Below are 26,977 nucleotides of genomic sequence, written 5' to 3'. Positions count from 1 at the left end.
CTTCATCTCATTTATAAAGAATTATGGAACGATAATTTAAGGACAAAGAATAGATTATTATTCTAGATATTGGCGTGTAGAATTAGAATTTCATGGCTTAAAAATCCCTATATTTTAGGCCTGACTCTAGGATAACCAACGCTTTGCTAAAAGTGAATAATTTCTTATGTATTTAATGCTATACCTGAAATGTTATGACCCGCCTAGTATACATCCCCCCTTTATGCATGAGAATTATCTCCATATTTTCATATAGTTATCTTAAATGGTTAAGTCCCCAGTTTTTTTATAGGTCTCACATTTCGAAGCAGATTTTAGTTGGTAACTACTGAATGGTAAGGGCATTGTTAGTTTCCGCTGAAACATTTTTTTTCAGTCAGGCATCTCATCCGGCTCGCCGCGCAGCTGCTCGATGGCGAACAGCAGCGAGGAGGGACATTCTTCTCTTTTCTCGATCACGGCGCCCAGCAGTCTCATCAGTTCAATGGCCAGTCGCTCACGGTTGATTTCTCCGCCCTCGCTGGCGAGTTTCAGGCGACACATGCCGGCCGCAAAGCAGGCATCGTGATAAATTTCCTCGTCGGTTTCATAATCATCAGTGCTCATCATGACTCCTGCTGACGCCGTATCCGATAATTAATGCATGCTTACAGTGAAACAGGCGTACCAGGAAGGGGATCCCGTAGCCTGAGAAAACTGAATCTCAGGTTACCACCGCCGCGGGCGTAATAAGTACAAATTTCGTACAGGCGATGATTATCGCAGGTCAGGGATGAAGTCCGGTTCCCGACCTGTCAGTAGGGGCTGCAACACACCGCTGCGGATTTAAACACGTTATTCTGTCGTACAGAACCCGGGCTCCCTGAGCACTTCACTGACGTCATCCAGCAGCTGCCTCAGGGCAATTTTTCCGGGGAGTTTACCTATGGTTTTCCCGTCACAGGACGTCCGGGCAGCTCTGGCGGCGAAGTCCATGAAGCGTTTGTCCTCCCATAGCTGACCAATCATCATCATGTTAACGCTAATCTGCAGGCTGGCACTGACGTCATACTCGTCGCCAGGGCTGAAGATACTCTCCAGCTCCGCCTGTGCGTCCTCGTTCATACGGCTGAAATCCTGATCGCGATACCACACCATGCACTGTTTTATTCCGGCACCCATCAGCTGCGCAAATTCCGCTTCTTCTTTTTCGGTCATACATCCTCTGAGGTATTTATAAAAATCTGCAGGCAGCAGTACATGCTGGCCACATTCTCAAAAAAACATTGTAGTGCAGCCAGTTCTGGCAGGATATCGGAACAGACAGACAGACAGACAGACAGGCGAGCAGTGCGCAGCCTGCCCCTGAATGCCGCGTCAGCGGCATGGAGGCGCCAGAAACCGTCAAGGACAGCTCTTATGCCATCGGGCGCCGTCAGCCCGGCAGAGCCGGTTGCAGAGCGTTATGTTCATGCAAGGCCAACCCCCTCCCTTGTATCTAACATAATGTGGTGATTAGCTACCATCACACGGAACAGAGTGAGCCAGTCCCCTCCCTGAGGACGATTTCTGATCCTGTCTGGCAGCTTATGGCCCTCTGTTTCACCTTTCACGCCAGCACATTTTGTTGAACGGTTACCGGAAGCACGACTCCGTATGTACAAGGCGAACAGGCGTGACTGTCACTGTGAGAGGAGAATGATGATGTTTCCTGTAGGCATAGACGTAAGTAAAGACACCCTTGATCTCTGCATGCTTTATGACGGGATAAAGGGACGAATTCGAACAAAAAAGATAAAAAATGATGGCACCGCCGCGGCTAATATTTTTCGCTGGCTGCGTCTGCAGCACTGCGGCCCCGGTGACGTTCATCTGATTATGGAAGCGACGGGCGTTTACCACGAACGCCTTGCATTCTCACTGCATGAGGCAGGAGGATACGTTTCGCTGGCCAACCCTCACCGCAGCCGGGATTTTGCCCGGGGCATGGGCATTCTGACTAAAACGGACAAAGTGGATGCTTACATGCTGGCCTGCTATGCATTACTGAAAAAGCCCCAGCGGTGGTTGCCGCCCTCGGATGAAGTCCGATACCTCAGCGCGCTTATCCGCCGGCGTGATGCGTTGCTGAGCGACGCCGTGCGTGAAGAAAACCGGCTGGAAAAATACCAGAGTACGCATACGCCACCTGACGTTATCAGCTCGTGCCTGCGCATGGTCAGAATCCTCCGGGAAGAGGTGAAAGCCACTGAGCAGCTGATTAAAACTCACATTAAAGCACACGAATCGCTGCAACAAGACTATGACCTTCTGACTTCTATACCGGCAGTGGGTCCTCAGCTGGGCATGAACATGCTGATCGTATTGCGGAGCCATGATTTCGAGTCAGCAAGCCAGGTTGCCGCCTTTATGGGCGTAGCGCCAATTGAAAAACGATCGGGGACGTCCGTGCGTGGTAAAGCCAGGATGTCTAAAATCGGACCACCTCAGCTGCGGGCAAAATTGTATATGGCGGCACTCTGTGCCAGACGCTGTAATAAGAGGATGCGCAGCTTCTATGAAGAGCTTTTACTTAGGGGTAAGCCCAGAATGGTGGCAATCGGGGCAGTGATGCGAAAGCTGATTCACTGGTGCTATGGCGTACTTAACTCCGGAAAAATTTTCGGTTCTGATGCTGAATTCACTGCCGGTATCAGCTCATCGTGAGGTATTCATGCTGATAGCGCAGATAACAGATATTCACGCCGCTCCCGATAATGATCACCTTCAGCGCCTGGAGCAGGTCCTGTCGTGGCTTGAACAGGTGGGGCCGGACATAATGGTTCTGAGTGGTGACCTGACGGACGGGTGCTGGGATGAGGGATACGTCCGGATAGCTGCGCAACTGGAAGAACAGGATTACCCCACCCTGATACTACCCGGTAATTCAGACGATAGAGGCTGTATGCGAAAGACGTGGGGTAACGAACGCTGGTTACCTGACTCTACGGGAGAGTTTCTGCACTTCAGTCACAATGCAGGCGGAATTTGCCTGGCGGGCATGGACTCAACCGTGAGCGAACAGAATTATGGGTCACTTTCGGGACGCATGGGATGGCTGGAAAATCAACTTGGCGAGACTGATGATGCTCCGGTTCTGCTGTTTCTTCACCATCACATTTTTCCTTCCGGGATACCTACTCTGGATGAAACGATATGCAGGGGACTGAGTGAGTTTGAAGAGCTGATAAGAAGATACCCGGACAGGCTGCTGGCTGTTTCTTCAGGACACGTTCACCGCCCTGTTGGTGGCACCTTTGCGGGAATCCCGGCAAACATCTGTGGTTCGGTCTGCCCTGCCAATCCATTATGGTTTGGGTCGGTAAGTGTTCCGCCCGTGCGTGAAAGCCCCATGCTGATGATTCACCGTTATGAGCGGGGGAAACTTAGCAGCCATCATGTCTGTGTCTGAGAATTTATAGTTATCCGTAAAATGGGATCTGCGGCATTTGCCATAACCACCATCTTAAAGCTGTCCGGGTTGATATTAATGTCCGCTATGAGCGAAAAGCGGACGTCAAATGTACGATGACAGTGTAATTTTGCCAAAATAGACATAACATACCTATCGCACATGCAGGCGACAGGCAAAAAACCGCCATCTGAGTGGGTCAGCTGCGGAAGCAGCCGGGGAGAAAAGGTTATGCATCCCGGAAAATCCGGCGTTCAGCGAACGCTGTCACCTGTAAGCCTTGCTAAAAAAAAGCGAACGGCACAAACCATGTGCTGCCGATCACGTAACGCCGAGAGAAGAATAAAAAAACCGCCGTGCAGGCGGTTCAAAGAGGTATTCAGTGGCTTTTGCTCTTATCGTGGCCGGTCGGAGCAGCCGCCGTTTGAGCTTAATGATAAAAGGCATCGGCAAGATAGCAAGCGTATCTCGGGCAGCGTTCCGGACGGATCCCACGGTATCTGCAGGATAAATAACCCGCTTTAGGCAAAAAAAAACCGCAGGGGGCCGAAGACGTGCAGTGGCTGAAAACTCCTGAATCCCTGGCCTGGTGTTGGCTTGCCGCTTATCTTGAATCTACTATGTGTAGTATCGATAGTAGCTTAGAAAACTACAACATATTGTATCTGCGACAGCTCGTTGCGGTCCGACATTCAGAGTTATAGGGGTTTTATCAACCAGCGGAAGATTAAGAGTACTAATGAGGGGGCCATTATTCTGAATCAATCGTAACCAATTTTATATCACCTATAATTTTCAGGAGTGTACAGCATAAAATCAACCTTTCCTGACTTATATTCATCAGGCTGCTCACCCATTTCAAGATAATGTAGCGCCAGTGTTATTGCCAGCTGAGCATGCCTCAACGTATTTTGATCTATGGTCAATGTCAGCACTCGTTGTTCGAGTAATTGCCGTGTTGTATTGTAAAGTTCATGAGTGACGTAAACTACTTTACCTCTAAGATTATAATCATTCAAAATCTCACTAACCTGAGTGTTACCCATGCCTGTATTATAAATTCCGACAATATCTTTATCAGATGCAAGGGTTCGGTTTAATAAAAGACTGATAAGCTCCCGTTCATCCTGACTGTAAATAGGTTCGCGCACATTGATTTTAGGATAAAATTTCTGCATTACTGAAATAAAGCCATCGACACGCTGACGATGGACTGCGTATTGCGTACGGCCGCTAATTATCACCACGTCCCCATGTGATGGTAGCATACCACCAAGTACAAAGCCTGATGTACGGCCTGCGCTATATTGATCAATTCCTACGTGGCACAATCTATCAGATCCTGGTAAATCTGCCACAAGGGTTATTACCGGGACACCGCGAGATTTACACAGGGTCAGCATTTCATAAATAAGTGGGCTCTCATGTGCAAATATAATCAAAGCGTCCATTTTTTTACTGCTGGCTTCAATGTGTTTTGCCATTTTTTCCGGAGAAGCTTCAGAGAATAAAGTTTTATGAAGTGTTATTCTGCGATAGCCTAAGTTATCAGCCAGGATGGAAAAATCTTTAGCAAGCTGTTCGAAAAAAAAAGATTTATTACTGCTCAACAGGACCTCAAGCTGCCAGGAGGGTCTATGCTTTTCCGGCAGAATACGCTTAAGTCCCGCATCACGGGCGGCCTTGAGTATTAGATTCTCCATGGCCGGCGATACTCCACCCCGATCATTAAGCACCCGATCAACTGTTGCAACACCTACACCTATTTTCTTTGCAAACTCAGTAATAGTTAATTTTTTCATATTTTATCGTATTTACTTTAACAGGTTTCGTCACTATCAAACTATAGTAAGTAATCTATAACACTGCCAGCGTTACAATCTTAACTTCAATTTATATTCTTTTCACATAAAAGAAAAATAAATTTCACTTAAAATTAAGAGTAACACTCCAACAAAACTCTACTTTAAGAAATACATAAAACTTACTCGCATAAAAATTAACTTGAACTTATAGAACTTTTTCAAAAGCAACGCTGCGAGACATCGCATTCCTTACGAACAAATCAGCCGACTCTAAGTTTGACCAAAATGACATTTAATTTTTAACAGAATCATATCATTAAACAATGAGTAGAATTATTTGCCACAATAAATAATGGCAATATTTAAAGTATTATTTACTCTGGATTTTTGACGCGATTTAAATATAGACCCTTTTTTCATGCAACAAATAGTTGCATATGAAAAACATTAATATTCAGCCTTACCATGTCAATCAGCTTTTATATTAGATTATACTTAATAATAGTTTGATAGGATAAAATTTTACTCTCTACGAAAGTTTTCAGCCGGCGTAAGGAACTAACAGCATGAGTGAGTTAAATTGAAGATGTTAACAGCAATAGATGCTAACCATAATGTTCACTGCCTGAGTCAGCAGAGCCCGTCAGGAACCCGGACTCAGCAAAGTTATTAAAAGCTTAGTTATTTTTATAGCTCTGAGCCCGTGTTAAACAGGGGATTCACCTAATATCCAGTTAGGCCCGGTATCAGGAAAGCCTGCCGGATAGCGGCTCGCGGCATTATATGACTGAATCCATCCGGGATAACGTGTACCCGGATGACTGACCTTGTCCAGCATTTCTTTTTCCTCCTCGCTGAGATTAACAGACAGCGCGCTAAGGTTATCTCTGAGCTGATGCACATTGCGCACACCCGCTATGACGCTCGTCACCTGCTTAGAAGACAGCAGCCAGGCTATTGCGATGCTGGCAGGAGTAGTGCGGTGTTTTTCAGAAATTGTTTTGAGAACATCCACGATGTCCCATGCCAGGCTTTTATCAACGGGTGGAAATTCAATTTTTGCGCGTCTTGCAGAGGCCTCATGACTACCACTGCGGTCAAATTTGCCTGAAAGCAGACCTCCTGCAAGAGGGCTCCAGCATAACAGTCCGGTTTGGCTATCCTTAATTGCCGGAAGGAGTTCATGTTCAATGTCGCGGCAGGCCAGTGAATAAAAAGACTGTACGCTGGCAAATTTCTCCAGCTTATGTTCACCTGAAATACCCAAAGCTTTGGCAATCTGCCAGCCGGCATAATTCGAACAGCCTATATAGCGAACCTTGCCCTGACGCACCATGTCGTCCAGTGTCCGCAGAACCTCTTCAATCGGTGTTACGGTATCAAAATTGTGGACCTGATAAAGGTCAATGTGATCGGTCTTAAGCCTTTTAAGGCTGGCTTCCAGCGCCTGCATAAGGTGATAGCGCGACTGCCCTGCATCGTTTGCGCCCGCATTCATTCTGCTGTGCGCTTTTGTTGCAAGAAAAACCTGACTGCGTCGCTGTGCCAGCACTTCGCCCAGCACGCTTTCAGAGCCCCCCATACCGTAGATATCCGCGGTATCAATAAAATTGATGCCGGCGTCCAGCGCCTCACCAACGATAATGTCCGCCTCTTTGCCCGTCAGGCGGCCGATGGCATTACCGGCGGCATTATCCGCCCCGCCAAATGTCATCGTCCCGAGACAAATGCGTGAAACATAAATCCCAGTTTTACCCAGTTCTGCGTATTTCATTTTGTTTTCTCCGTTAAGCTTCAAATGATAATGACGCAGACAAACGCTTTCTTTTATTATAGAAATCCCTTTTTTATTATTCATTCGTCCAGGAAGTTATGGATCCGTTGTCTGATATTCTTTCACTTCTGAAGGCAGAGGCCATCCTTACGGCCCGTATGGAAGCACGTGGCCCCTGGGCAATGCGGTTTCCCTCTTATAAACACATTAAGTTCGGCACTGTGCTTGAGGGGAAATTCTGGCTTTGGATGGACGGAATGCAGCCTCTGCTGCTTGAAAAAGGGGACTTCTATCTTCTGACTTCGGGTGACGCTTACTGCTGTGGCTCAAGTCCGGCATTGATGGTAAGTGACGGACGGCAGATATTCTCTTCTCACCGTGAAGCGGATGGTGTGGTCCGCTACGGACAGGGAGAACTTATCAGTGAGGGGATTGGGGGGAGATTCGTATTTGAGGAGGCTTCCAGCCCGCTGCTTTTAAAACATCTGCCTCAGGTGCTGGTTTCACGACGAGAGGAAAGTTCTTCTCCTGCACTCACCGCCCTTATCACTTTGCTTTCGCATGAAACATCAGCGCTTCGTCCCGGACACGACATTGTGGCCAGTAGCATGGCAATACTTGTTCTGGTGCAGATGCTGAGGGAATACTTAGAGATTAATCAGAAAGGGACATCCTGGCTGAATGCCCTCGGTGACAGGAAAATAGGACCCGCACTGACACTGATACATTCTTCTCCATCTGCAGACTGGACGCTGGCAAGTCTGTCTGCAAAATCTGCTATGTCCCGCAGTGCGTTCGCCAGTAGGTTTCATCAGCTTACCGGTTCAACGCCCGGGAATTATCTGACGTCATGGCGAATGGAGCTGGCATGCGCTGAACTCAGAAAGCATCACTTAAGTATTACTGAGATAGCCAGATTAACCGGATATAAATCTGTTCCCTCTTTTTCTCTGGCCTTCAAACGTCATACCGGAAGAACGCCAGGAGGCTATCGTAATCTGCATAAGAACTGTTAACAGGCCACTCCGATAATTGTCTTTTTAATGCATATGCATAATTATCAAAAATTTATCGCAGTATTCAAATATACAATGTCCGCTTCTGGCACACAGCGGACGTAATGTTTCATCGTAATCTGATTTAAAGCAATTACGGCGGGCGAGCAGTGCGCAGCCGGCCTTCTGAATGACGCCCTGGCGTCATGGAGGCGCCAGATGACGTGAGATATAACTCCGATGGTAAACGGCGCCGTACGCCCGGCGTAGCCGGTTGATGCCCCATAAAGACTGCAAGTCCATCCCCTTCCCTGATTAGCCTAACCCCGCTTTCAGCAATGAAGAAGTTTATGTAACCCCTTTTAACCCCGGTGAGCGGGCTTTACGGCGCTTGCGACGTAAAGGGCGTGATTTCCGGGGCCTTGGCGGCGGCAGCTTGCTGCTGACGCTTAGGGGGGTGTTAAACGCGACTTTAAGCGATAAGCACGGAACTTAACACGGTAGCTGCCAGACGCCGTTTAAGCAGCGGCCTTTCAGGCGCGTATAAGCCGAATGGTCGTAGACGAAAGATAAGAACCGCGGGCCTTAGTTCAACAGCCACTTCTGACTTTAGGTACAACATCCATCTATAAAGCGACTCTGTTCCGGCCCTCTGGGCCGGGGCGGCGGCGCTTTTCAGGGTGGATTTCGCACAGGGTTTAAGTCCGGTTGCTTCTGCAGGGGGTTTCTTGTGTGTTGTAACTACTTGATCTGCCTGCCTTGGCGGGAGCTACCTAAAGGTGCGAAGCGCCTGTTACGAACCGGCGCGAACGATAGTTCGCTGCGAGGGCGGGCATTTAATTGTCCACAGGGCGCGGTCGTATAGGTTTTTTCCTTAAAGGTAAGTAATAACGGTTTTTTAAAAGAAGGTAGATCGGGTTTTTAAAAGGATCATCGCGGTTTGCAAAAAGTTCGAATCGCGGTTAACTGGCTATTCGGTCAGGAGATTATATAAATACCCTCTCGCGGTTAATGTGGATAACACAGAAACGCGCCGCGGCGTGACTTCAGCGTCGCTGCATCGATGAATTAATGGGCTGAGATGACCTGGACTTATGGCGGGCATCAGCCACAAGTGGATGATTTTCATACACATGGAGAATCACAGCCGAGCGTGGGCCTCCGGCGCAAACCGGATAGCTGAAAGAATGGGGGGTGAAGGTAAAGAGCGGCCTTTCAGGCCGGATTGCGAACGCGGATAAGCCTGCGCCAGAGCGCCATTCGTTGGAACAGAAGGATATCAGAATCGCGTCAGGTGGTTACAAGCTTGTCGTCATCAAGCCGCGCATAATGGCCACGCGACATCTTCATGCGCTCCGCCACGCGGCGTTCGATTTCCGCTCTCACCGCGTCCAGGCCGCCAAAGAAGCGACCGTTAACGATATCTTTGTTCAGCTGAGTGCGGACCAGCAGCTCAATGTCTTTACGGGTGCGCGGTGCGTCTTTGCGCGCACGGTGACGTTTCATGCCGTGCTCCCGGCGCGACTTTTGGTACTCGCGGAAGCGTTCGCGCACGAACGCCCAGGCGGCGTTGATGAGTTCACCGGCGTCTGCGCGTGGTAACCCCCTCTTCTCACGCTGGCGGTTTTCCCACTCGATACGGCTACGGCGTGCAGCAGAAACAGCTTCTTCCGACACGTCCAGCACCTGCCACATCAGCGGCGTGAAGGTGATATCTGTCGGGATGTTACAGCCGATCTCTTTATCGTACTCGGTGTTGTAGGTGATGAGCTTCAGTTGCTCAAGCGTATGGCAGGCACCCGTGAATCGGGTGATCGAGAGACGTTTTTTCTCTGTAGCCAGCCCGCACCGGATGCTCATGGTCGTGAGCGAGGCGCCCACGCGGTTGGCCAGCGGATTCAGATACCAGCACATTGCCTGAAGTGTTGCTTCCAGCGCGCGCATACGAAGCTTGGGTGGCCGGCGTTTGCGGTCGCCACGGGCGATCGACATCGCAACCAGCATCTGGAATTCCACGCGTTGCGTAAACCCCACCGCCTTCTTACGAATTTTTTCGCAGAACGGCAGAGTTTTCTTTCCTTTTTCGGGGACGAATTCCGGATTCGGATTTTTTACCTGCCGGTAAAATGAAGTGTTTTCAGATACCTGTTCAGTCACGCCTTCCTGCGCTTATGTTGCACAGAAGGAGTAAGCACCGAGGGTATTGCAGTTTTTCGGGCATGAATCTATACTCCCCGCATAGAGCAACAGCTTCTATGCAGAATAAGTCGGCCCCGTTAGTCTTCTACCTAGTCGCCAAACTGAGGAAGATTATCGGGGTTTCGTTTTTTCTGGCCTTCAGTAATCTGTAAGTACCAGTCTCTTGCCATCTTGCGGCGTGGCCCGCCAGAATTCTTTACGGTTTGCAATCTATCACTTCAACAGACATACGACAAGAAAGTAATACCATTACTTATTGCTAGCTTCAAACGCCTGTTCTAAAAGACGTTCAATATACTCAGCCTGTGTCATGCCTAGTTTGTCACACTCGACCAAAAGCCGGTCTTTTAATGGATTGCGCACAAAAATCTTAACTTCTTTGTGAGTTAGTTTTTTTCTGGCCACCGCTGCCTGCTGCTTTTCAGAAGCACTTAACGGATTACCTTTGCGATATGGGCGCTTAGATCCTGCTGAGGAAGTGACTTCGTTAGCTGACTGTGACATCTCTGCCTCCTCCACTAAATTCAGAGCGAATTTTGCAGAGAATACTACATAACCCATAAATCAGCGACTTAACTTTAAGCTGGAGAGTGATCGGCGTTGGCGCGCGGACCACTCTCACTTTTGTCAGGCGTAATTCAGTAAGTCGATCGCCAGTCCGTACCGCCATCCCAGCGAGACTGCCAGTGCGTCAGGTACATCTGCGCCAGCGAGGGCACCCCGCGTACGACCAGCGCGTTCTCGGAGTTCGACTCCGCTGCGCTCCGCGTATAGTTAAACGAGCCGAGCTCCACATTCTGGCCATCAATGATGATCACTTTGTCATGCATGATTTTGTAATGGCCGTTAGTGCGCAGCGGGATGCCGGCGTTGACCACTAGGTTCATTGCTGCCTGACTTGTTTTGCTGCGGTTGCCTTTGTCGTCCACCACTACCCTGACGTCCACACCGCGACGTTTTGCCGCAAGCAGGGACTTAACGATTGTGGGCGAGGTGAAGCTGTAGCCCATCAGGCGGATACTCTCGTGCGCCTCGTCCAACGTGCGGAGGACCAGCTGCTCCGCGCTGCCCTCAGGCGAAAATCCGACGTCAATGGAAGGCGTCGCAGCTGATGCGTACGCGACAAAGCTCAGCGAGGTCGCCATAGCGATCGCTGCAAACGTTAATTTCATGTTTTGTTCCTGCAGTAAGCCGGCAGTGGCCGGCAGTGGCCGGCAATAAGGCTGATGATTGATGTTGCAGAGGCAAAAAAAGAGGGCCTTAAAGGCCCTTAAGGGGATCAGCATTACAAACGTTTATTTAAGCAGTGGCAGACTGTTGAGCAGTCTCACGTTTGTTATCGGACTCAGGCTAATAATCTTTAGCCCTTTAGCTGTAAATAACCATATGTGACAGATGGTTAGCTAAACGTTTTAAGATTTTCAAACGCCATCCCCACGTAGTTCTGCGCGGCTTTTTCAATTGCCTCGCGCCCCACGCCCATCAGACGGGGTTCGTGCAGCCGGACCTTATAGCCCCGTCCCCGGGCAGGCAAACTTTCCTGCACCACGTGCCAGAGTATTGCCGAACGCACCGGGGCTGAGGGCGCCTGCTTCCAGCTGTATTCGCACTCGAGGGAGAATTCACAGACTGCGGCAAGCGCCGGGTCGGTCAGCACCAGCCCACGGGTATCCTGCGCGGCCGGGGGGGCGTCAAGGACCTGCAGAATGTGCTGAACCCGGTCGGCCCGCACATAGCTGCGGCGCCGGCGATAGGGCATGGTGGCCAGCAGCCGGGCTTCGGATGGCGGGCTAACCTCCATAAACCGGTTGATGCGCACCGCTTCCTTTGTGAACTTGTCGGCATCGCTGATATAAAGCGAGCTACCGCGCACAACCTGCCCCCTGAAAAGCGTGACGTTCTCACCCTCCTGCAGCGCCTGCACCTCTTCAACGTCGACCTTTTTCTTTTCGCTCACCTGCAGGCGCGGATCATCACTCAGGCCGCTCCCGAGGATGCTGCCCTGCTGCACCAGCGCGCTCATGTGCGCGCGATATTCGGTGCCGGCCATCAGCTGCAGAATTTCCAGCGTGTCCTTCGGATCCATAATTTTGCCGGTGATGCGCACGCCCATGTTGGCAATCAGCGTCCACACCGCGTCGCCTGCCGCAGTCTTCAGACGCTGCACCTCCTGTCCGGCCAGCAGCAGGCAGTAGCCCAGCGAGCGGATCTGCGTGGCCAGCTCGCCCAGCTTTTCGCTGTAACCGGCGCCCACCTCGTCAATAATCCAGAGCAGCGGAAAGCGGTCCTTAAACTTCCGCACCTTCATGTTCTCGTCCGGACGCCCTTCCAGCTTTTCGCCGAGGTCCTGGCTCAATATCATGGCCAGCTGCGACTGATAGAGGCGGCCCAGCGTGCTGCTTTCCGTGGCGGACAGCTCCAGCGCCGGCACCAGCACGATCAGGATACGGTCATTGTGGACCACGTCTCTCAGGTCGATGTCGCCCGCGTCGCGCGCAAAGACGTGACCATAGGTGTCGTTGAACAGGGTCAGCATGCGCGTGTACTGCTGCATCAGGTAGCCGTGCTGGCGGTTCGCCTCCGGGTCCCACTCGGACGGCGTGGCCACCTTGTCCATGTCAAAGCCGGCCAGCGTGCTGAGGTAGTTCTCCAGCGCCACGCGGATTTCCTCGTGCCACTGCTCCTCTACCGCCTGCACGTAGAGCCCGGCAATTTTGCGCAGCGGCAGGTGCGCCTGAATGGTGCGCTGCGACATCACCGTGCCCTCGCGACGGCACTTATAGACCAGCGCGGTCACCAGCGCCTGGTTCATGGAGCGGGCCTTTTCCTGCCAGTCGCCGCCGCTGCCGCCGGTTTTGGGCAGCATGGAATCCATCAGGTTGATGGTGTAGGTCTCCTGCGCGATGCCGAACACGTTGGTGGTGTTCGTCTGCGGGCGGCCCTTCACGTCTTCCAGCAGCTCCTGCGCGCGGGAGCGACCGCCGGTGATGAAGTTCATCATGCGCAGGTCGTCCTCACGGCCAAAGCGTCGGGCCATGGACATCATGGCCAGCGCCACGTCGTTCTGCGCCTTGTGGTCAGAAAAAATGACGCCCTTACCCCAGCACAGCGCGTTAAACACCCAGCCCAGCAGCGTCTCCGTTTTACCGGCGCCTGTGGTGCCGAACATCAGCACGTGACGCGTCAGGTCGTCCATGGAGAGCCACAGCTCCCGCCCGGCGTCCCTGCCGCGCAGGTAGCCGGCGTACAGGATACCGGCCGCGCGACTGGTGTGAATGCGCACGGTGGCCACCGGCAGAAAGCCCAGCACCTTTGCCGGCACCTTTCGCTCGGTCGACGGGTCGTCCCGGTTAATGTCGGTCGGCATGCGCATCGGCATCTTCCAGCGGCCGGCGGGCGCCACGACCAGCGCCCAGAACGTCAGCACCGGCAGGCTCAGCACCAGCGTGGCGGGCCAGACGATGCCGGCCACCACAGCGGCCAGCATCCCCCAGGCCAGCGTGCCGGTCTCGCTCAGTACGTCGATGAGCCACGAGCGGCCAGCGTGCCGGTTGACGCGCGCGCTGTCGAGCGCAGCGTTATTGTCCGCCATGATCGCCTCCGTTTAAAAAGTCCGTAAGCGCCGCCGGCGAACTCAGTACGCTCTGCGGCACGTAGCGGCCGTCGTCTGAAATCGTCCAGGGGGTGCCCGGCAGTAGGTAGGCCCGGAAGGCCACCTCGTTGACGCCAATCGCCCCGCGCGCTGTTTCCGCCAGGGTCGCACTGGTGACCGCCGGTGCGGCCGTTGCGGCGCCCGGCACGCCGATACCGGCATCGGCGGCAAACAGCTGCTTCCAGGCGGCAGGACGTTCGGCCTCGGGCAGTGCCATTACCGGCGTCAGCGTTTTCAGTGACGCCTCGCCGCCCTCGATGGTGACCGGAAAAATCACCACGTTGACGGTGCCGGCAGCGGTTTCAAAGTGGCGCTCCATGCGCTGGCAGTTCGGGCATGCCGGGTCGGCGAACACGTAAATCGTGCGCGCGTGGCCGGATGACAGCGGTACGGTGAACAGCCCGCGCGATGCCGCGTTATGAAGTTTTGCCGGCAGCTCAGCGCGCACGCTCTGCGGAAGGTCCCAGCCGTCGGCTGGGATGGCTGTGGCTGTCTGCCGGGGTTGCGGAGACTGCTGTATAAGCGGACGGCCAGGCTGCGGGGCATCATCAGGATACGGCATTACGGTTGGGACATCTGGCTCAGCGCGCACGTAACCGGCAGGTTCTGCCGCTGAACGAACCACTGTACGGGCATCCACTGTAGTGAGCAGATGCGGGTCTTCGGGCGAGAAGAGGCGGGAAGCCATAACGGCTGTTGTCAGCCACGCCCCCGTCAGGCAGGCCACCACAAAGGCATAGCCGGCTTTCCGGCGTTTCAGTCCGCGAAGGCGTTTGCTCTCTACAGTGGTCAGCAGTTCACTGATGCAGCGGAGCAGCTGTCCTGCATCCTCGCCCCTGTAAAGCGGCGCGAGTGCATCACGTGAGTTCTGCGCATACAGCCCGTCGCCGCGCATAACAAACCACGGCCTCTCTGTAACGGGCATGACAAAAAGCGGATCTGATACAGCGGGACTGAGGAAGTGCGTGCCGTTCACCCCGGCGGCGTCCTGAGTCGCATAGCGGCGGACGCTCAGTAGGTCGCCGGTGATGTCAGCCACGAACAGGCCTTCTCTGCGTGAAAAATTCATATTCATGTCCTTGTCTCAGCGCGCGCCGGCGCCGTCAGAAAATTCATCTTCGCCCTGTCCGGGCAGATAAAGTGCGTCAGGGAACAGTATGTCGCGCTGCGGTTTCGCGCGTTTCGGCCGCGCGTCGCGTGGGTACACGAGCCCCAGCGACTCGAGCTCAAGCTGCAGGCCGGCCACTGCCTCATCCGTCATCAGCGGCGGGCGCGGCAGATTCATACGTGCAGCCATCCGCTCCGCACGCGCCTGCGCCACGATGCCCGCGCCCTCCACGAACACCTTGGCGGTGTCAGCGGTGTGAAGTCCGTACCACAGCGTGCGGTCGCAGCCCTTTAGCCAGCGAAAGCGCGCCGGCGGCAGGCGGAGGTCGCGTCCGTAGAGCCCGGCCAGCGCGGAGCGCACCGTCCCGTGCATGTTCAGCCACCCGCTGACGCCCGGGCTGGCCAGCACGCGGGCCACGTGCTTTTCTGCAACCTGCCAGTCGGGCACGCTGCGAAATTCCGGCGCGCGAAACAGCCGGCGGGTCATGCAGGAGCGGTTCAGGTCATCCAGCAGCGTGGTGGCCGCCTTCCTGTCACCGGTGAACACCTGCAGGCCAAAGACGGCCAGCAGCGCACGCTCATGCGGCTGCCACTGGTCAGGTGACGTTATGGCCGGCCCGTTCTGTGCATCGAACAGGGCTTTTGCCGCGTCGCGATCGAGTACTCGACGCTTGATCAGCCCGTGTTGCTCCGCAAACTCTTCGGGCTTCAGCGCCCAAGCGTTTTCCGGCGTGGTGTCGTTCATGAGCCCGTCACCGCGATGCCCGGACAGCACGGGGACGACGCTAGGCGCGAAGGTGGCCATCACACGCGGCAGCGAATGGATATCGATCGCACGCCGGCTGCGAAAGCCCAGCGCAGGATGACGCGCCAGCGCCCAGCTGGTCACCGCGACTAACGGCACCATGGGCACGAAAAGAATGCCGGCGGTGAGGTTCATCACGTCGCGCCATTCGGTCAGCTTCACCGACTCCGCGCCGTTGCCGGTCGCGGCCAGCAGGTTGATGCGTTCGGCGGCGTAGCCGTGAATCTGCGGAAAGTCGGCGAAGCGCCACAGCCAGTAAAGGAACCAGCAGCTCCAGCGCACAAAGTCAGCAAAGAAAAGCCAGCAAAGCAGCAGCGTCAGGCCAAGGGTGATCATCACCATGGCCGGCTCGTTATTGCCGGTGGCGTTCGGATTAGAGGTGTACATGTGAGAGTTTCCGGGATCGGAGACGGACGCAAGGGCCCGCCAGACGGCAGATAAGAAAACACCGGCGCGTGGCCGGTGTCAGAGGAAAAGCGTCAGAATGTCGGGGTATATCAGACTACCTGCGGGACCACCACGTTGTGTTCGAACTCTACAAAGCGGCTCTGGCGGCCAACATACTCCGGCCACGGCTCCTGCGGGAACGATTCTGAGTAGCCCTTGTGGCTCATCGCGCCGATAGTATTAAACAGCTCTTTGGTCACGGTCGGATGCGCATTAATGCTCAGCACCGGTACCTCAGGATTTCTCGTGTTCAACCGCAGCGTACTGCCTTCCAGTTCGCGCTCCGTCCAGTCACGCATGGTGAGGCCGATGACGTCGACGACGCCCTTCTTCACCATATGGATGTACAGAAGATTGCCGGACCTGATATCGACACCCAGATATTTACCGCGGCCCGCATCCATAACCTGATGGTGCTTCTCTGGACTGAAACGTTCGTCACTGCTGAGCAGGGTGACCATCTGCTTAAGTTGACGGCGGCGACGGATGACAATGTAACGCCGGTAGCTAAAAGGAATGAGAATGCCGGCCCAAACAAGTAATGAGAAAAAATAAAGTTCGCTATTTGGGCGACCCATTGTGTCACCGAACATAGCAACTAGCGTACCGAAGGCTAAGAAACACAAATATGGTAGGCCCAAAAAATAATAAAGTAAGCGGGTTAGCGCCCAAATTGAATCAACCCAGTTATCATGACGTTGAATGGTTTTCATGGCATCCTCCTGCCGCAATCCCTCTGATTAAATTATACGCACGACTGTAAATAAAGCCAGGTATAATTACCTGACTCCGTCTTTATTACCGGGCCCTTCAGGATTGTTAACTTTCTGAAGACCAGGCGTTCTGCGAGCACCGCCTCCTGCGCCGGCAAACATCCCTTTGACGTCTTCAACCAGTCCACCCATGATGCCGGCCATACCAGCACCGCCCAGGAAGGTAATCACGTAATCAGCAAGCGTGGCCTGCAGCCCGAACACCCGCGTCACGCCAAATGTCGCAATGCGGGCGTAGATCAGCAGCCATCCCACCATTTTAAATAATCCGATGATTGAGTCGGCGTTAGCGTTGGCCAGCGCGGTTCCAAACAGCAGGTTTAAGAGCGTCCCCCCCGCCATAACGGCAACCGAAGCAAAAAAGAATCCGAGCACCATCAGAGAAGGACGCAGCATCATGTCGATCAGGAAGATATAGCCGTACGCACTGCGGCTGCCCTTATCCTCTTCGGCACCGAGGTGGGTCGCTGACCACATGGGTCCGGCAGCACACCCCACCATGACGCTGACCAGCCAGTTAAATACCCCTACCATCCAGTAAAGAAAGGGCACAGCTGGCAAAAATACCGCCAGTGAAAAACCCACTGCAAATAAGAGCAACAGCAGGAAATAAAATGGCGGTGACAGTTCAGTCAGGACATCCTTGGTAGCAGCTGTCACGTTGAACGGAAGTATTCTTCCTACAGTGCCCAGCAGGGAATTATCAGCAGCGGAAGCCGCCGCGTAGACCAGCGTGTAAGTTGTTAACGCAGTTTCGCTTGCAAGTAATGTCCAGTCACCGATGGACTGCATTTTGATAAGCGGATTAATTTGATCAGAAAAATCCGCCTCAGTCCCTATGCGCCAAGTTGCCATCTTATTAGTGATCTCTTGGGCTGGATTTTTGAAAATACTAGTAAAAATGGCGTCAGGATCAGTAGCGCTCAACGCTGCACCATCATCCTTAGCCGTCTGCGATCCCAGAGGCGTCGTGTAAGTGCTGTTCTGCACCTGCGATCGATACGCCGTAAATACCTGGTGATACAGGTCACCGGTGCCCGTTTCGCCGTGCAGGCTGGCCCCTGCAGTCACCGGCGCAGCGTTGGCCACCTCGTTCGTTTTGCTGTTGGCCGTCGCAAAGGTGTTGTACCAGGCGCCGAGCGAAATCCAGCCGTAGGTTTTAAGCTGCGTCGTCAGCTGGCTTTGCAGCGAGTCTTTGTAGTTCAGCTGATTCAGCGCGTTGTTAACCGTGGTTTCATACGCGGCCGCCGCGTTCTGAATGGTGGTCTCCGGATCGCTCAGGGTGCCGGTATCCTGATCGCGCCGGCTGAGATAGGCATCGACGTAAGCCTGCGCGGCGGCATCGAGCGTGGACTGCATGGTGTCCAGCGCGCCCCGCGATGCCGTTGTGACGCTCGCCGTGTTCACGGCCGATCCAAACAGGCTGTCCATAACACCCGTTGACGGCTCGGGGATGCGGGCGCTGCCGCAGAGCGCGCTGCCGTTGCCCGTGGTGTAGTCGCCGTTTCCGCCCTTTGTTTCCATCAGCGCCGTTCGCGCCTGCCCGTCCTGATAGAGCGAGGACAGCTCGCGGTTGGTCGCGTACTTGCACAGGTTCATCTCGAACACCGCGCGCGCCGCCGATCGCGTGGAGGGCGCCGCGGGCTGCACGACCAGCGACATCCCGCTGCTTATCATGTCCGCCGCCTTGTCGGTGAACAGGTTCGCGCTGCCGATGCCCATGGTGGAGGCCGCCCACAGCATCACCAGCTGCGAGAGCGACCAGCCGGACGCCGTCGGCACGAGCGTAATAAAGCCGGCAAAGCTCATCACGGGATGCAGCATGGTCCGGCCGGCGCTGAACACCTTGCCGTCCTGCCCACCTTTGAACACCGTCTTCAGCGTCACGATGAGGAACCACACCAGCGCAACCGAGCAGAGCACGCCGTTCAGCAGCGCAAACAGCGAGCCGATAAGCGTGACCTGCCCGGGCTGAAACGGCGTAAGCACCACGTCGCCGAATATCATCACCAGCGCCTGCCGGGACAGGTCACCGGTCTTGCTGGCGGCATCGCTGATGGTCTGGTAGTCCACGCCGTCGGCGAACGCCGGGCAGGACGCGGCGCACAGCAGAGCCGCCGCCTGAATTTTTGTCAGTAGCTTCATGGTTTACCTGTGGGTCAGGGGATGACCTGAGTGAAAAGTATTGAGGTTGGCAGTATGGGAACGGCAGGCGGGCTGAATACGCTTAACGTTATTCCACGAACCGCCACACGTGCATCGGCACGCGATCGAAAAGCCTGCCGGCGGCGAGCTCCGCCCTGCGGTGGTCCCAGGCACAGGTCATCGCATACTCGTCCGCCGGGTCGCCGCTGTATTTCAGCATCTCGTAAACCTTCTCCAGCGTGTCGGGCGACTGGTGACGCCGGAACTTCAGCAGCCATTCATCACGGGTCATGAGCTCTCTCCGTCCGATACGCGCCTCAGGGCGCTGACAAAGCGGCTGACCGCCGCCGGCTCAAACAGCAGCTGCCCTTCGGACCTGACCGGCACCGGCAGCGTGATACCGCGCAGGCGCTTACGCCGGCTGACGGCCTGCCAGAGCGCAAGCGGGGCAATGCCCGCCTCTCTTGCAAACGCATCGAGCGGTATCAGCGGTTCGCCGGAGGGCGCGGGATGATCCGCAGGCTCACGGGCGTGCCAGCGCGCAGCAAACGCCGTGGCCTCAGCCTGATCGAACATCAGTGCCGCACCGCGCACCTGCCTGCGGGCAGGCAGCAGCATGCCGTCCAGCTCGCCCGTGGTGCGCACGGCGTGAAGCAGCTCTCCCGGCCGCACCCGGAGCAGGCCGGCAAACACATCGAGCCGTATATACATAAAAGTCCTCCTTCAGCTCAGTCAGCCGCTCACAACGCGAAATGAAGCACAAGCGTCAGCAGCAGGGTAAAAATCAGCAGGTAACACAGGGGTTCTGTGAATTCCAGATTCAGCCTGAAAGGGGATGACAGCGTATTCTCACTGGCGGAGTCAAGTTGGCTGATAGCCTCATCAATGACGACGGTAATCGCGGGTTCGGTTTCCGTTCCCTGCAGGCTCAGGCGTGCATTATGCAGATGCGTAAGCACCTATGACCTGCATTGTTCCGCTACACTGCTCTGCCCTGCAGGCACGGCGGGCGCTGTGCACCAGGTTCATGATCGTCTCATGCCGCTCACCCAGCTCCGCATCGTCCAGCATGTTGATAACGCGGATAAGAAGCTGTTCGCGCGTTTTATTTCGCATGCGTTGTCTCCTTAGAGCAGGCCGCCGCTCAGCACCTGCCGGCACCAGCGCGTCTCCTGCAGATAGTCCTGAAAACTGCCCATCTCTGACGCCGACACCCGTTTTTCCGTTAGCTGCCACAGGCGGAAGCTGGTGACCAGCGCCTGCACAAACCCGGTCGCCGCCAGCAGCATCAGCACGAGCATCACGCAGCCCACGCGCAGCCAGCCGGTCCCGCCGATACTGCTGCCTGCAGCAATCAGCATCAGCAGGAACCCCACCACCGGCAGGCCGGTGAGCCACATCAGTCCCCACCATATCCAGCGGCTGACGCGCAGGTTACGCGCAAGGCGGGCGGGCGGTAGCCCGCTGTCCGCCACCGCCTGCGACCAGCCAGCGGGGCGGTAATCTCCGGCGCCGCGCCCTGCCGTGACCTCGCGCAGGCGCTGCCACAGGCGCGAAACGTTGCGCCCGGCGTGGCGGCTCCAGCTGGACACCTCCCACGCCGGCAGGACAACGTTCAGCGCTATCCAGCCCACGCGCTTCGGCGTGATGCGGGACTTCTTTGCGCTTCCTTGCGGAGCGGCTGAATCAGATTCATTCACAGGGGATCTCCTTCTGCGGTCAGGGTTGGCTCAGCGAGCGAAATCGTGACGTGGTGAAGCGCCGCCAGCGCCTGCAGCGCGTTAAAGAGGAAGCCGTACACGGACGTCAGCGCCTCACTTTCCATGCAGCGGATGTCGGGCGTCAGGAAGATGACCTGTCCCGGACGCTGGCGCAGCGCGCTGAGGCTGAATCCCGGCGCGCCCGTGAACGTCTCCGCCACGTGCGGATGGTGGAAGATGGCCATGCTGCCGCGGATAGCCAGAACAGACTCGCCGGCGCCTTCATGCGTCAGCAGCGCGCGCGCCGCCTGCAGCGCCGGATGGTGCGGATACTGACGGCTCCAGCGGGCGATAGCCGTCCACAGGTCGTCAGCCCACAGCTGACCGGCCAGCGCACCGAGCCCGGATGAGCGCCCGATGAAGTGGGCCGTGTCGTCCGCGAACGCCAGCACGCAGGCCATCAGGCTGCGCGTCAGGTCGCTGTGCCCGTCGGCCGGAAACAGCGCGGCGGCCAGCGCCTCGCTCCCGTCCGTCGCGGGCACGTGGCGCAGCGCGCCCAGCACGTCCCAGGCGTCGCCCTCCTGCGTCTGTCCCGGCGCCAGACGCCACGCCTGCCACAGCGTTTTCCAGCGCGGCGCCTGCCAGAAGGCCTCCCACAGCGCGCCGCAGGGGTCCAGCACCAGAACCGGGCCGGCGGCCGCGTCCAGCAGGGAAGAAAGCGCGCCGGCGTCCGGCGCGAAGGTACCGCTTGTCGTCATGGAATGCTCCGTAAGGGATTACTTAGCGCTCACGCCGGCGCTCATCTGCGAGGACAGCGCCTGCAGCTGCGGGGCGTATTCATTTTTGGCCGCCAGCGCCAGCTGCTGGCCGCTGATGATGTTGGCCTGACGCAGCTCGTTTTTAATGCCGAGCGCCAGCCAGTTGGCCAGACTCTGCTGGCGCGCCATCTCGCGCGCCAGGTTGTCGCCGTCCATGCCCTGCAGGTCGGTGACCCACGCGGTGTTGGCGTAGCGGCGGCCCACCTCGAACGCCTCAAACTCGCGCTCGCTCATGGTGCCGGTCTGCTTTGCCTGCGCTGACGCGGTGTGCTGGAAGTAGCTTTCCGCCGACGGCGCCTGCCGCGCCTCGGTGAGCGCCGCCTGCGTGGCGTCCTGCGGCTGGCTCGCCGCCACCATGTCCAGCTGCGGCTGCATCGCCGCGCTCTGCATCGCCTTGTACTGCGTGAGCAGGCCCTGATACTCCTGACCGGTGGCGGTCTGGATTTCACCCTTGCCCGGCGTGCGTCCGGCGTCGAGCTTCGCAGAGTTGTTCACGTAGGCCATCGCCGCATCGGTCTGCGCCTGGGTGAAGGTGAGCTCAGGGGCTTTACCCGCCGGACCCGCCCCGTCGTAAAGCGAACGCGCCTCGGTGTCGCCGCCCGGAAGCTCCGAGACGCCCGGGCACAGCCCGGTACCGCCGTACAGCTTCGCCTCCTCCGCCGTACAGTAGCCCGCGTGAATCAGCGCGCTGCGGTAGCCGCCCTGCCGGGGCGAGGTGGGCAGGCTTGCCAGCGTCTCCCGCACGACCGCACTCGACACGCCGCTGCCGCCGGCAAGCTTTGACGCCGCCGCGCGGGTTGCCTGACTCACCTGCGCGGCCGTGCCGGAGGCCGACTCGCTGCAGATGCTGTCCGGCACCGTGTAGGCCGCCCGGGCCTTCTCCAGCCGGTCCGCCTGACGGTTAAAGTTCTCCGCTTCGCGCTGGGTGCGCGCCGCTTCCGTAATGGCCGTGGTGGTTTTGTCCGAGGACTGCACCACCGCCGTGCCGGTCTCCTTCTCCGCCGACAGGATTTCAGCCAGCGTGGCCTGCATGGTCTGCAGCGCTGGCATCACCTGCGTCTGAATAGGGATGCTGCTCATTTCCTCGGTCGGGTACGCCAGAGCTTTCGGCGCCAGCGCCGCCAGCACGCAGGCGGCAAGCAGCCGGCGCCCCGCGGGGCGCCATGGTGTGGATTTATGCATGTCAGAACTCCTGAGGGGTCAGAGGTCGTAGCCCTGTTTATCGATAAGCTCGGTGGCGAGCGTGCGGATGACGTTGTCGCCGCGAGCCTCGCCCGCGGTGCGCTGACGGTGCTCGATGACCTTCTCGGCCGAGCCGTTCGGGAAGGAATTCCCGAGGATGCGGCGGGTCGTGCCGGCCCCAACGTCTTTTTCAAGCATGCGGCGCAGCGACATATCCACCGGCGTGGTGCTGTGGCCCCACAGCTCCTCCGGACCCACCGTGTTTTTCATGATGTGGGCAATGGTGCTACCCCCCCTGATGCGGAAGATGCCAAGAAACGGTACGCCGCTGCCGTCGGCCGCCGGGCCGCTGCCCATGCGCTCAAAGCGGTCAAGCGTGGCGTCAGGTACCTTAAAGCGCTCTTTCAGCAGCGCGCGGTCTTCCGGATCCACGCCGACCATGTAGACGGAGTTGGCTGACTGGCGCAGCGCGTCGGGCATGTCGCGGAAGTACTGCGAGGACAGCACGGTGCGCACGCCAAACTTGCGCTGCTCGCGGTCGGCGGTTTCGAGCATCGGGAAGATAAAGGGGACGCCCTTCGCGTTGTGCAGCTCGTCGTACTGGCGGGTTTTAACCTCCTGGTCGAGCTGATCCACGCGCGCGCGGTGCATGGGGTGCCAGCGTTTATGAAGCGCGGGAAAGAGCTCGTCCTGATACTGCGGCAGTACGAAGTCGCCGCCCGCGATGTGGCCGGCAAACAGGTACATCATGCCGGTCTGCAGATAGCCCGCCTTTGACTTGTCGCCGGCGACGTACTGAATGTCGACCGTAATGACGCGCGCCTTCGGGCTTATCATGAAGCGCGTGCGCCCGGCGAACATGCGGTACTGGCCGCAGGCGTCGCGCAGGCAGCGGGCGATGTACTCAATCAGCGGCTCGCTGCTGCCGTCGCGCTGAATGTTTCCGTACATGCTTCTGAAGTCCTCGCTGAGCAGGCGCGGCGCCATGTCGGCGAGCTCCGGCACCGCCTGAAACTGCGCGCGCTGCGCGGCGGCCGGATGGGCCGCGTCCTGCAGCAGGTCCCGCACCTCGTACCATGTAGCGTTGTCGCGGTATTCCGGGTGCGCCTCCCAGATGCCGGCGTCACTCAGCGCTGCGTCCACCTCCGGCACGAGCCCCGGCTCGTAGCGCCGCGGTTCCTCACGACAGGCCTTAAACGAGTCGCTGACCAGACGGCGCAGAATAATCGGCGTATCGCGGCCGTTGGGCGGCACGCCGGTGCCGGGGTCAATACACAGGGCCTGCAGCGCGTTCTCCATAAATTCGGATTCGTAGCTGAGCGGCACCGAAAGCCCCAGCTGGATGTCGAACAGGTTGCGGCAGTGATTCGCGTCGTTACGCAGCACGACGCTGAGCACCTCGTCCTGACGCTCCGGCGGCAGCGCATCCCGCAGTATCGAGACCATGCCCTGCGAGCTGAACCCTTTATCAATGCCGGCAAAGAAGGGTAACTGCTGCTGCGCGGACATCGCCAGGATGATGGGCTGCCGGTTGATGAACACCGATTTACCGCCGCCGGACTCGCCGGCCACGATGCTGGTTTTCTTGGTCTGGTTGGAGGGCGCCAGCGCCACCGGCATCAGCTTGCCGTCCGGCGACACAAACAGCGCGTTGCCGTCCTCGCTCCAGGCCGTCGTCGGACGGGTAAGCGGCATCAGGTTCAGCGCCTCGGACAGCGGCGGATACATCAGGCACGGCCCGCCTGACGCAGACGATCCCGTGAGCGTAGCCACCCACGCCTTAACCGGGTCGCCGAAGGTCTGCGTGACGCCGCATATCCCCCACGACGTCAGCGCCTGCTGCAGCAGCGTCAGGTTGCGCGTCACCGTTTCCGGTGAGTCCCCCCAGGTCGCGGCCGTGATGGTCATCACGCACACCGGCTCGTGCATCTCGCGTTCGGCCAGCATCGAAATGGAATCGAAAATCGGTTTCAGGCCCGGCACCCAGGACGCCATGCTCAGCACGACGTGCTTGCCGCCGAGGCGACGCATGCCGCCGGGCATCAGGTCCTTGCGGATGCGAAACGGCACGCTGCGCGGAATAAGTTCGCGCAGGCGGGCAAAGCTCTGCGGACTCTGCGGCCCGAGGTTCACGGCGAGCGTGCCGTGCCAGACGCCTTTAATTTTGATCAGGTTGTTGCGTATCTCATCAACGCCCGCGCCCATGACCTGAAAGTTAAGCCAGGGGGCCAGCAGCGCGGTGGCGTCCTCCCCCTGACGCACGCCCCGGGGGATAATGCGATCGTCCGGCAGCAGCGGCTGCCAGTCAGCGCCCGTGCCCGGGTCCACCTGCGCGCGCAGCACGCGCCCGGCTTCGTGCGCATCGATGCGGCGCATCAGTACGCCCCTGCCGCTGTCGCCGAGCGCCCGCTCAACCTGCGAGAGGAAGGCGTCGTGGCGAATTTTAAGGCCCGCCAGCTCGGTGAGCAGCGGATTCTGCCCAAAGGCGGCCGCCGGGCTGCCCTTCACCAGCGCCTTCAGGCGGGCGTTTTCATCACGCAGTTCGTGCCCGGCCAGCACGCCGCGGCCGCTGTAGCAGACAAGCCAGGTGCGCTCCGCGTTGACCCACGGCGTGAGCTTCTTCACCTGCTCATCGAGCATGTATTTCAGATCCAGGCCGGTGCGCTTCAGTGACTGATACTGCGGCGCCAGCAGCCGACGGATGACAGCACCGCCGCCGTCCGGATCGCACTCGTGTACGGTGCTGATTTTATGACCCGTATGGCGATAGTGGGAGTTTAAGGACTCCGTCATGCGGTCAAGCCGCCCCTGCCACGCATCGTCATGCGCGGCGGCCAGCTTTTCGTCTGCCTCACTGTAGCTGCCGGCAACTTCATAAACCGTCAGATAGTCACCGCGATGAGTGACCATGATGTACGGCGCGCTCAGCTCCGGGTGACGAATGCGATCGTCGTCGGTGAGGCGCACCACGGTCTGAAGGTCGCAGTAGTCGGGCAGATCGCGCGACACGGCAAAGCGCGTCGCGGCGGTGATCACTTCTTCAGTCCAGCGGATGAGGCGGTTTGGCATAGAGATCGCTCCGGGTATAGGTCGCCCATGCCGGGGTATGCACCGCGTTATCGGCGGTGCGGCCCAGCGGCAGCAGCAGGGTCAGGTCGGTAAAAACGTCAGCGGGCAGGATGAGCACGCAGCCCTCGAGCCGCTGTTGCATCTGCGCGCGCTTTACAGGCGGAAGTCGCGCGAAGGCTGCGGCGAACTCGGGCGCGCGGGAGGTGCCCCACATGCCCTCCACCTCGCGTGCGTGGCGGGCCAGCCAGTTCCAGACGCGCCTGCCCTGTTTACGCACGGCTTTACTCTCGCTCTGCTGCCCGATAAGCGCGCGGCGCTGCAGATTGATGATGTCGGCGGCGGGAGCGTCAGGCAGCCAGGCGAGGTGCCCGTGCGCGGCAGTGGGGCTGTCGAGGTTAACGGTCAGCCAGCACAGCGTGCAGACCGGCTGCGCGTCCGGCCCCTGCCACAGGCGCTGCGCGCGCGTACCGCAGCAGCGGCATGGCTCCCCGGGAGACAGCGCCACAGGTCGCGGGGATTCGTCTTCACCGCTGACGTCCGGTACAAGCGGCAGCAGAGAACCTGCCACCGGAGCCGGCGTATGATTCAAAACCATAGTGATGTCCTGTTCGAACAAGAGGAGAACTGTCCGGGAAATCCGGGAGTTATCAGAAGAATTGCCGCCCCATTCTGGGGCGGCCGGTCAGTTAACTGACGCTCACCGGCGTCATGCCCATCTGCGTCATGCCGCGCTTGATGATTTCCGGGATACCCATAGCCAGCATCCCGCCAACAATGGCCAGTACAATCATCCACGGCTTGATCTGCGGGTTGTTCTTCATGGCCTTGATGGAGAGAAGCCCGCCGGCGAACGAAAAGAACCCGATAACCTGAATAATGACGATCCCGCTGGTCTGCAGGGACTTGGCGCCCTCGGATACATTTTTTCCCATATCCGCTAAGTCACCGTCGGCCATGGCCACCGGCGAGATAAGGGCAAGCCAGGCGCAGAGTGCGCGTAAAGTCATGCGGCGCAGGGTTTCAGACAGCATCAGGACGCGTGCGTATGCCGCGCAGTAAAAGCGAGTAATCATGGT

General features: G+C 57.2%; 25 protein-coding genes. 3 read left to right on the top strand and 22 right to left on the bottom strand.

From position 1 onward, the window contains the following. Positions 1-372: 372 nt before the first annotated feature. Positions 373-609: a hypothetical protein gene (locus tag PO881_RS24065; protein ID WP_280173413.1), complete on the bottom strand. Its 237-nt coding sequence runs from the start codon at positions 607-609 to the stop codon at positions 373-375. Positions 610-834: 225 nt separating this feature from the next. Continuing rightward, a complete protein-coding gene (locus tag PO881_RS24060) occupies positions 835-1,197 on the bottom strand; it encodes a hypothetical protein (RefSeq protein ID WP_280173412.1) in 363 nt (120 codons plus the stop codon). 486 nt (positions 1,198-1,683) lie between these two features. Here PO881_RS24060 and PO881_RS24055 point away from each other — a divergent pair, with 486 nt between their 5' ends. Together PO881_RS24055 and PO881_RS24050 are read left to right on the top strand one after the other, a co-directional pair. Beyond that, entirely contained in the window at positions 1,684-2,685 is a 1,002-nt protein-coding gene (locus PO881_RS24055; protein WP_280173492.1) for a transposase, read from the top strand. After that, complete coding sequence (locus PO881_RS24050; protein WP_348273506.1) at positions 2,615-3,430, top strand: metallophosphoesterase; 816 nt, start codon at positions 2,615-2,617, stop codon at positions 3,428-3,430. Before PO881_RS24055 ends, PO881_RS24050 begins: the two co-directional genes overlap by 71 nt. Positions 3,431-4,212: 782 nt before the next feature. Here the strand turns inward: PO881_RS24050 and PO881_RS24045 are convergent. Continuing rightward, complete coding sequence (locus PO881_RS24045; protein WP_280173410.1) at positions 4,213-5,232, bottom strand: LacI family DNA-binding transcriptional regulator; 1,020 nt, start codon at positions 5,230-5,232, stop codon at positions 4,213-4,215. 709 nt (positions 5,233-5,941) lie between these two features. Next, complete coding sequence (locus PO881_RS24040) at positions 5,942-7,009, bottom strand: aldo/keto reductase (RefSeq protein WP_033760287.1); 1,068 nt, start codon at positions 7,007-7,009, stop codon at positions 5,942-5,944. A 98-nt stretch (positions 7,010-7,107) separates the two neighbouring features. Here PO881_RS24040 and PO881_RS24035 point away from each other — a divergent pair, with 98 nt between their 5' ends. Continuing rightward, a complete protein-coding gene (locus PO881_RS24035; RefSeq protein WP_010670295.1) occupies positions 7,108-8,025 on the top strand; it encodes an AraC family transcriptional regulator in 918 nt (305 codons plus the stop codon). Positions 8,026-9,294: 1,269 nt separating this feature from the next. Here PO881_RS24035 and repA read toward each other — a convergent pair. From repA to PO881_RS23945, 18 genes are all read right to left on the bottom strand, one after another. Beyond that, positions 9,295-10,161, bottom strand: coding sequence for a plasmid replication initiator RepA (repA, locus tag PO881_RS24030; protein ID WP_280173409.1), 867 nt, complete (start codon positions 10,159-10,161; stop codon positions 9,295-9,297). A 291-nt stretch (positions 10,162-10,452) separates the two neighbouring features. Further along, entirely contained in the window at positions 10,453-10,707 is a 255-nt protein-coding gene (locus PO881_RS24025) for a replication regulatory protein RepA (RefSeq protein ID WP_280173408.1), read from the bottom strand. Between the two features lie 134 nt (positions 10,708-10,841). Continuing rightward, a complete protein-coding gene (locus tag PO881_RS24020) occupies positions 10,842-11,348 on the bottom strand; it encodes a phospholipase D family protein (RefSeq protein ID WP_280173491.1) in 507 nt (168 codons plus the stop codon). 254 nt (positions 11,349-11,602) lie between these two features. After that, a complete protein-coding gene (trbC, locus tag PO881_RS24015) occupies positions 11,603-13,795 on the bottom strand; it encodes an F-type conjugative transfer protein TrbC (RefSeq protein ID WP_280173407.1) in 2,193 nt (730 codons plus the stop codon). Further along, positions 13,782-14,924, bottom strand: a complete 1,143-nt coding sequence (locus PO881_RS24010; RefSeq protein ID WP_280173406.1) for a thioredoxin fold domain-containing protein — start codon at positions 14,922-14,924, stop codon at positions 13,782-13,784. The genes trbC and PO881_RS24010 overlap by 14 nt, the downstream gene beginning before the upstream one ends. Positions 14,925-14,939: 15 nt before the next feature. Next, positions 14,940-16,154: a conjugal transfer protein gene (locus tag PO881_RS24005; RefSeq protein ID WP_280173405.1), complete on the bottom strand. Its 1,215-nt coding sequence runs from the start codon at positions 16,152-16,154 to the stop codon at positions 14,940-14,942. Between the two features lie 110 nt (positions 16,155-16,264). Continuing rightward, positions 16,265-16,927 (bottom strand): plasmid IncI1-type surface exclusion protein ExcA, encoded by a 663-nt coding sequence (gene excA, locus PO881_RS24000; RefSeq protein ID WP_280173404.1) that lies wholly within the window; start codon positions 16,925-16,927, stop codon positions 16,265-16,267. Between the two features lie 66 nt (positions 16,928-16,993). After that, positions 16,994-19,132, bottom strand: coding sequence for a DotA/TraY family protein (locus PO881_RS23995; RefSeq protein ID WP_280173403.1), 2,139 nt, complete (start codon positions 19,130-19,132; stop codon positions 16,994-16,996). Positions 19,133-19,220: 88 nt separating this feature from the next. Continuing rightward, on the bottom strand, positions 19,221-19,424 hold the full coding sequence (locus PO881_RS23990; protein WP_222213606.1) for an Hha/YmoA family nucleoid-associated regulatory protein: 204 nt from the start codon (positions 19,422-19,424) through the stop codon (positions 19,221-19,223). Then, positions 19,421-19,843: a hypothetical protein gene (locus PO881_RS23985; protein WP_280173402.1), complete on the bottom strand. Its 423-nt coding sequence runs from the start codon at positions 19,841-19,843 to the stop codon at positions 19,421-19,423. The genes PO881_RS23990 and PO881_RS23985 overlap by 4 nt, the downstream gene beginning before the upstream one ends. 29 nt (positions 19,844-19,872) lie before the next feature. Continuing rightward, a complete protein-coding gene (locus tag PO881_RS23980; RefSeq protein WP_280173401.1) occupies positions 19,873-20,091 on the bottom strand; it encodes a hypothetical protein in 219 nt (72 codons plus the stop codon). Then, positions 20,072-20,248 carry a hypothetical protein gene (locus tag PO881_RS23975; protein ID WP_280173400.1) on the bottom strand — a complete coding sequence of 59 codons (177 nt, stop codon included), beginning with the start codon at positions 20,246-20,248 and terminating at the stop codon, positions 20,072-20,074. The genes PO881_RS23980 and PO881_RS23975 overlap by 20 nt, the downstream gene beginning before the upstream one ends. A gap of 11 nt (positions 20,249-20,259) precedes the next feature. Further along, on the bottom strand, positions 20,260-20,832 hold the full coding sequence (gene traX / locus PO881_RS23970) for a conjugal transfer protein TraX (RefSeq protein WP_280173399.1): 573 nt from the start codon (positions 20,830-20,832) through the stop codon (positions 20,260-20,262). After that, a complete protein-coding gene (locus PO881_RS23965) occupies positions 20,829-21,590 on the bottom strand; it encodes a prepilin peptidase-dependent protein (protein WP_280173398.1) in 762 nt (253 codons plus the stop codon). The genes traX and PO881_RS23965 overlap by 4 nt, the downstream gene beginning before the upstream one ends. A gap of 18 nt (positions 21,591-21,608) precedes the next feature. Continuing rightward, on the bottom strand, positions 21,609-22,832 hold the full coding sequence (gene traW / locus PO881_RS23960; protein ID WP_280173397.1) for a conjugal transfer protein TraW: 1,224 nt from the start codon (positions 22,830-22,832) through the stop codon (positions 21,609-21,611). An 18-nt stretch (positions 22,833-22,850) separates the two neighbouring features. After that, positions 22,851-25,901: an ATP-binding protein gene (locus PO881_RS23955; RefSeq protein ID WP_280173396.1), complete on the bottom strand. Its 3,051-nt coding sequence runs from the start codon at positions 25,899-25,901 to the stop codon at positions 22,851-22,853. Further along, positions 25,873-26,496 (bottom strand): conjugal transfer protein, encoded by a 624-nt coding sequence (locus tag PO881_RS23950; RefSeq protein WP_280173395.1) that lies wholly within the window; start codon positions 26,494-26,496, stop codon positions 25,873-25,875. Before PO881_RS23950 ends, PO881_RS23955 begins: the two co-directional genes overlap by 29 nt. Positions 26,497-26,587: 91 nt before the next feature. Beyond that, a complete protein-coding gene (locus tag PO881_RS23945) occupies positions 26,588-26,974 on the bottom strand; it encodes a DUF6750 family protein (RefSeq protein ID WP_280173394.1) in 387 nt (128 codons plus the stop codon). Positions 26,975-26,977 lie beyond the last annotated feature (3 nt).

Origin of the sequence: Pantoea sp. SS70, from assembly GCF_029866845.1 — a bacterium.
Taxonomy (GTDB): Bacteria; Pseudomonadota; Gammaproteobacteria; order Enterobacterales; family Enterobacteriaceae; genus Pantoea; species Pantoea leporis.
The sequence above is the reverse complement of the archived record's forward strand: the minus strand, read 5'-3'. Positions and strand labels throughout refer to the sequence as shown.

Coding starts and splice junctions, on each gene's coding strand:
- PO881_RS24065 (WP_280173413.1), bottom strand. CDS start 609: ATGATGAGCACTGATGATTATGAAACCGACGAGGAAATTTATCACGAT.
- PO881_RS24060 (WP_280173412.1), bottom strand. CDS start 1,197: ATGACCGAAAAAGAAGAAGCGGAATTTGCGCAGCTGATGGGTGCCGGA.
- PO881_RS24055 (WP_280173492.1), top strand. CDS start 1,684: ATGTTTCCTGTAGGCATAGACGTAAGTAAAGACACCCTTGATCTCTGC.
- PO881_RS24050 (WP_348273506.1), top strand. CDS start 2,615: ATGGCGTACTTAACTCCGGAAAAATTTTCGGTTCTGATGCTGAATTCA.
- PO881_RS24045 (WP_280173410.1), bottom strand. CDS start 5,232: ATGAAAAAATTAACTATTACTGAGTTTGCAAAGAAAATAGGTGTAGGT.
- PO881_RS24040 (WP_033760287.1), bottom strand. CDS start 7,009: ATGAAATACGCAGAACTGGGTAAAACTGGGATTTATGTTTCACGCATT.
- PO881_RS24035 (WP_010670295.1), top strand. CDS start 7,108: ATGGATCCGTTGTCTGATATTCTTTCACTTCTGAAGGCAGAGGCCATC.
- PO881_RS24025 (WP_280173408.1), bottom strand. CDS start 10,707: ATGTCACAGTCAGCTAACGAAGTCACTTCCTCAGCAGGATCTAAGCGC.
- PO881_RS24020 (WP_280173491.1), bottom strand. CDS start 11,348: ATGGCGACCTCGCTGAGCTTTGTCGCGTACGCATCAGCTGCGACGCCT.
- trbC (WP_280173407.1), bottom strand. CDS start 13,795: ATGGCGGACAATAACGCTGCGCTCGACAGCGCGCGCGTCAACCGGCAC.
- PO881_RS24010 (WP_280173406.1), bottom strand. CDS start 14,924: ATGAATTTTTCACGCAGAGAAGGCCTGTTCGTGGCTGACATCACCGGC.
- PO881_RS24005 (WP_280173405.1), bottom strand. CDS start 16,154: ATGTACACCTCTAATCCGAACGCCACCGGCAATAACGAGCCGGCCATG.
- excA (WP_280173404.1), bottom strand. CDS start 16,927: ATGAAAACCATTCAACGTCATGATAACTGGGTTGATTCAATTTGGGCG.
- PO881_RS23995 (WP_280173403.1), bottom strand. CDS start 19,132: ATGAAGCTACTGACAAAAATTCAGGCGGCGGCTCTGCTGTGCGCCGCG.
- PO881_RS23990 (WP_222213606.1), bottom strand. CDS start 19,424: ATGACCCGTGATGAATGGCTGCTGAAGTTCCGGCGTCACCAGTCGCCC.
- PO881_RS23985 (WP_280173402.1), bottom strand. CDS start 19,843: ATGTATATACGGCTCGATGTGTTTGCCGGCCTGCTCCGGGTGCGGCCG.
- PO881_RS23975 (WP_280173400.1), bottom strand. CDS start 20,248: ATGCGAAATAAAACGCGCGAACAGCTTCTTATCCGCGTTATCAACATG.
- PO881_RS23965 (WP_280173398.1), bottom strand. CDS start 21,590: ATGACGACAAGCGGTACCTTCGCGCCGGACGCCGGCGCGCTTTCTTCC.
- traW (WP_280173397.1), bottom strand. CDS start 22,832: ATGCATAAATCCACACCATGGCGCCCCGCGGGGCGCCGGCTGCTTGCC.
- PO881_RS23955 (WP_280173396.1), bottom strand. CDS start 25,901: ATGCCAAACCGCCTCATCCGCTGGACTGAAGAAGTGATCACCGCCGCG.
- PO881_RS23950 (WP_280173395.1), bottom strand. CDS start 26,496: ATGGTTTTGAATCATACGCCGGCTCCGGTGGCAGGTTCTCTGCTGCCG.
- PO881_RS23945 (WP_280173394.1), bottom strand. CDS start 26,974: ATGATTACTCGCTTTTACTGCGCGGCATACGCACGCGTCCTGATGCTG.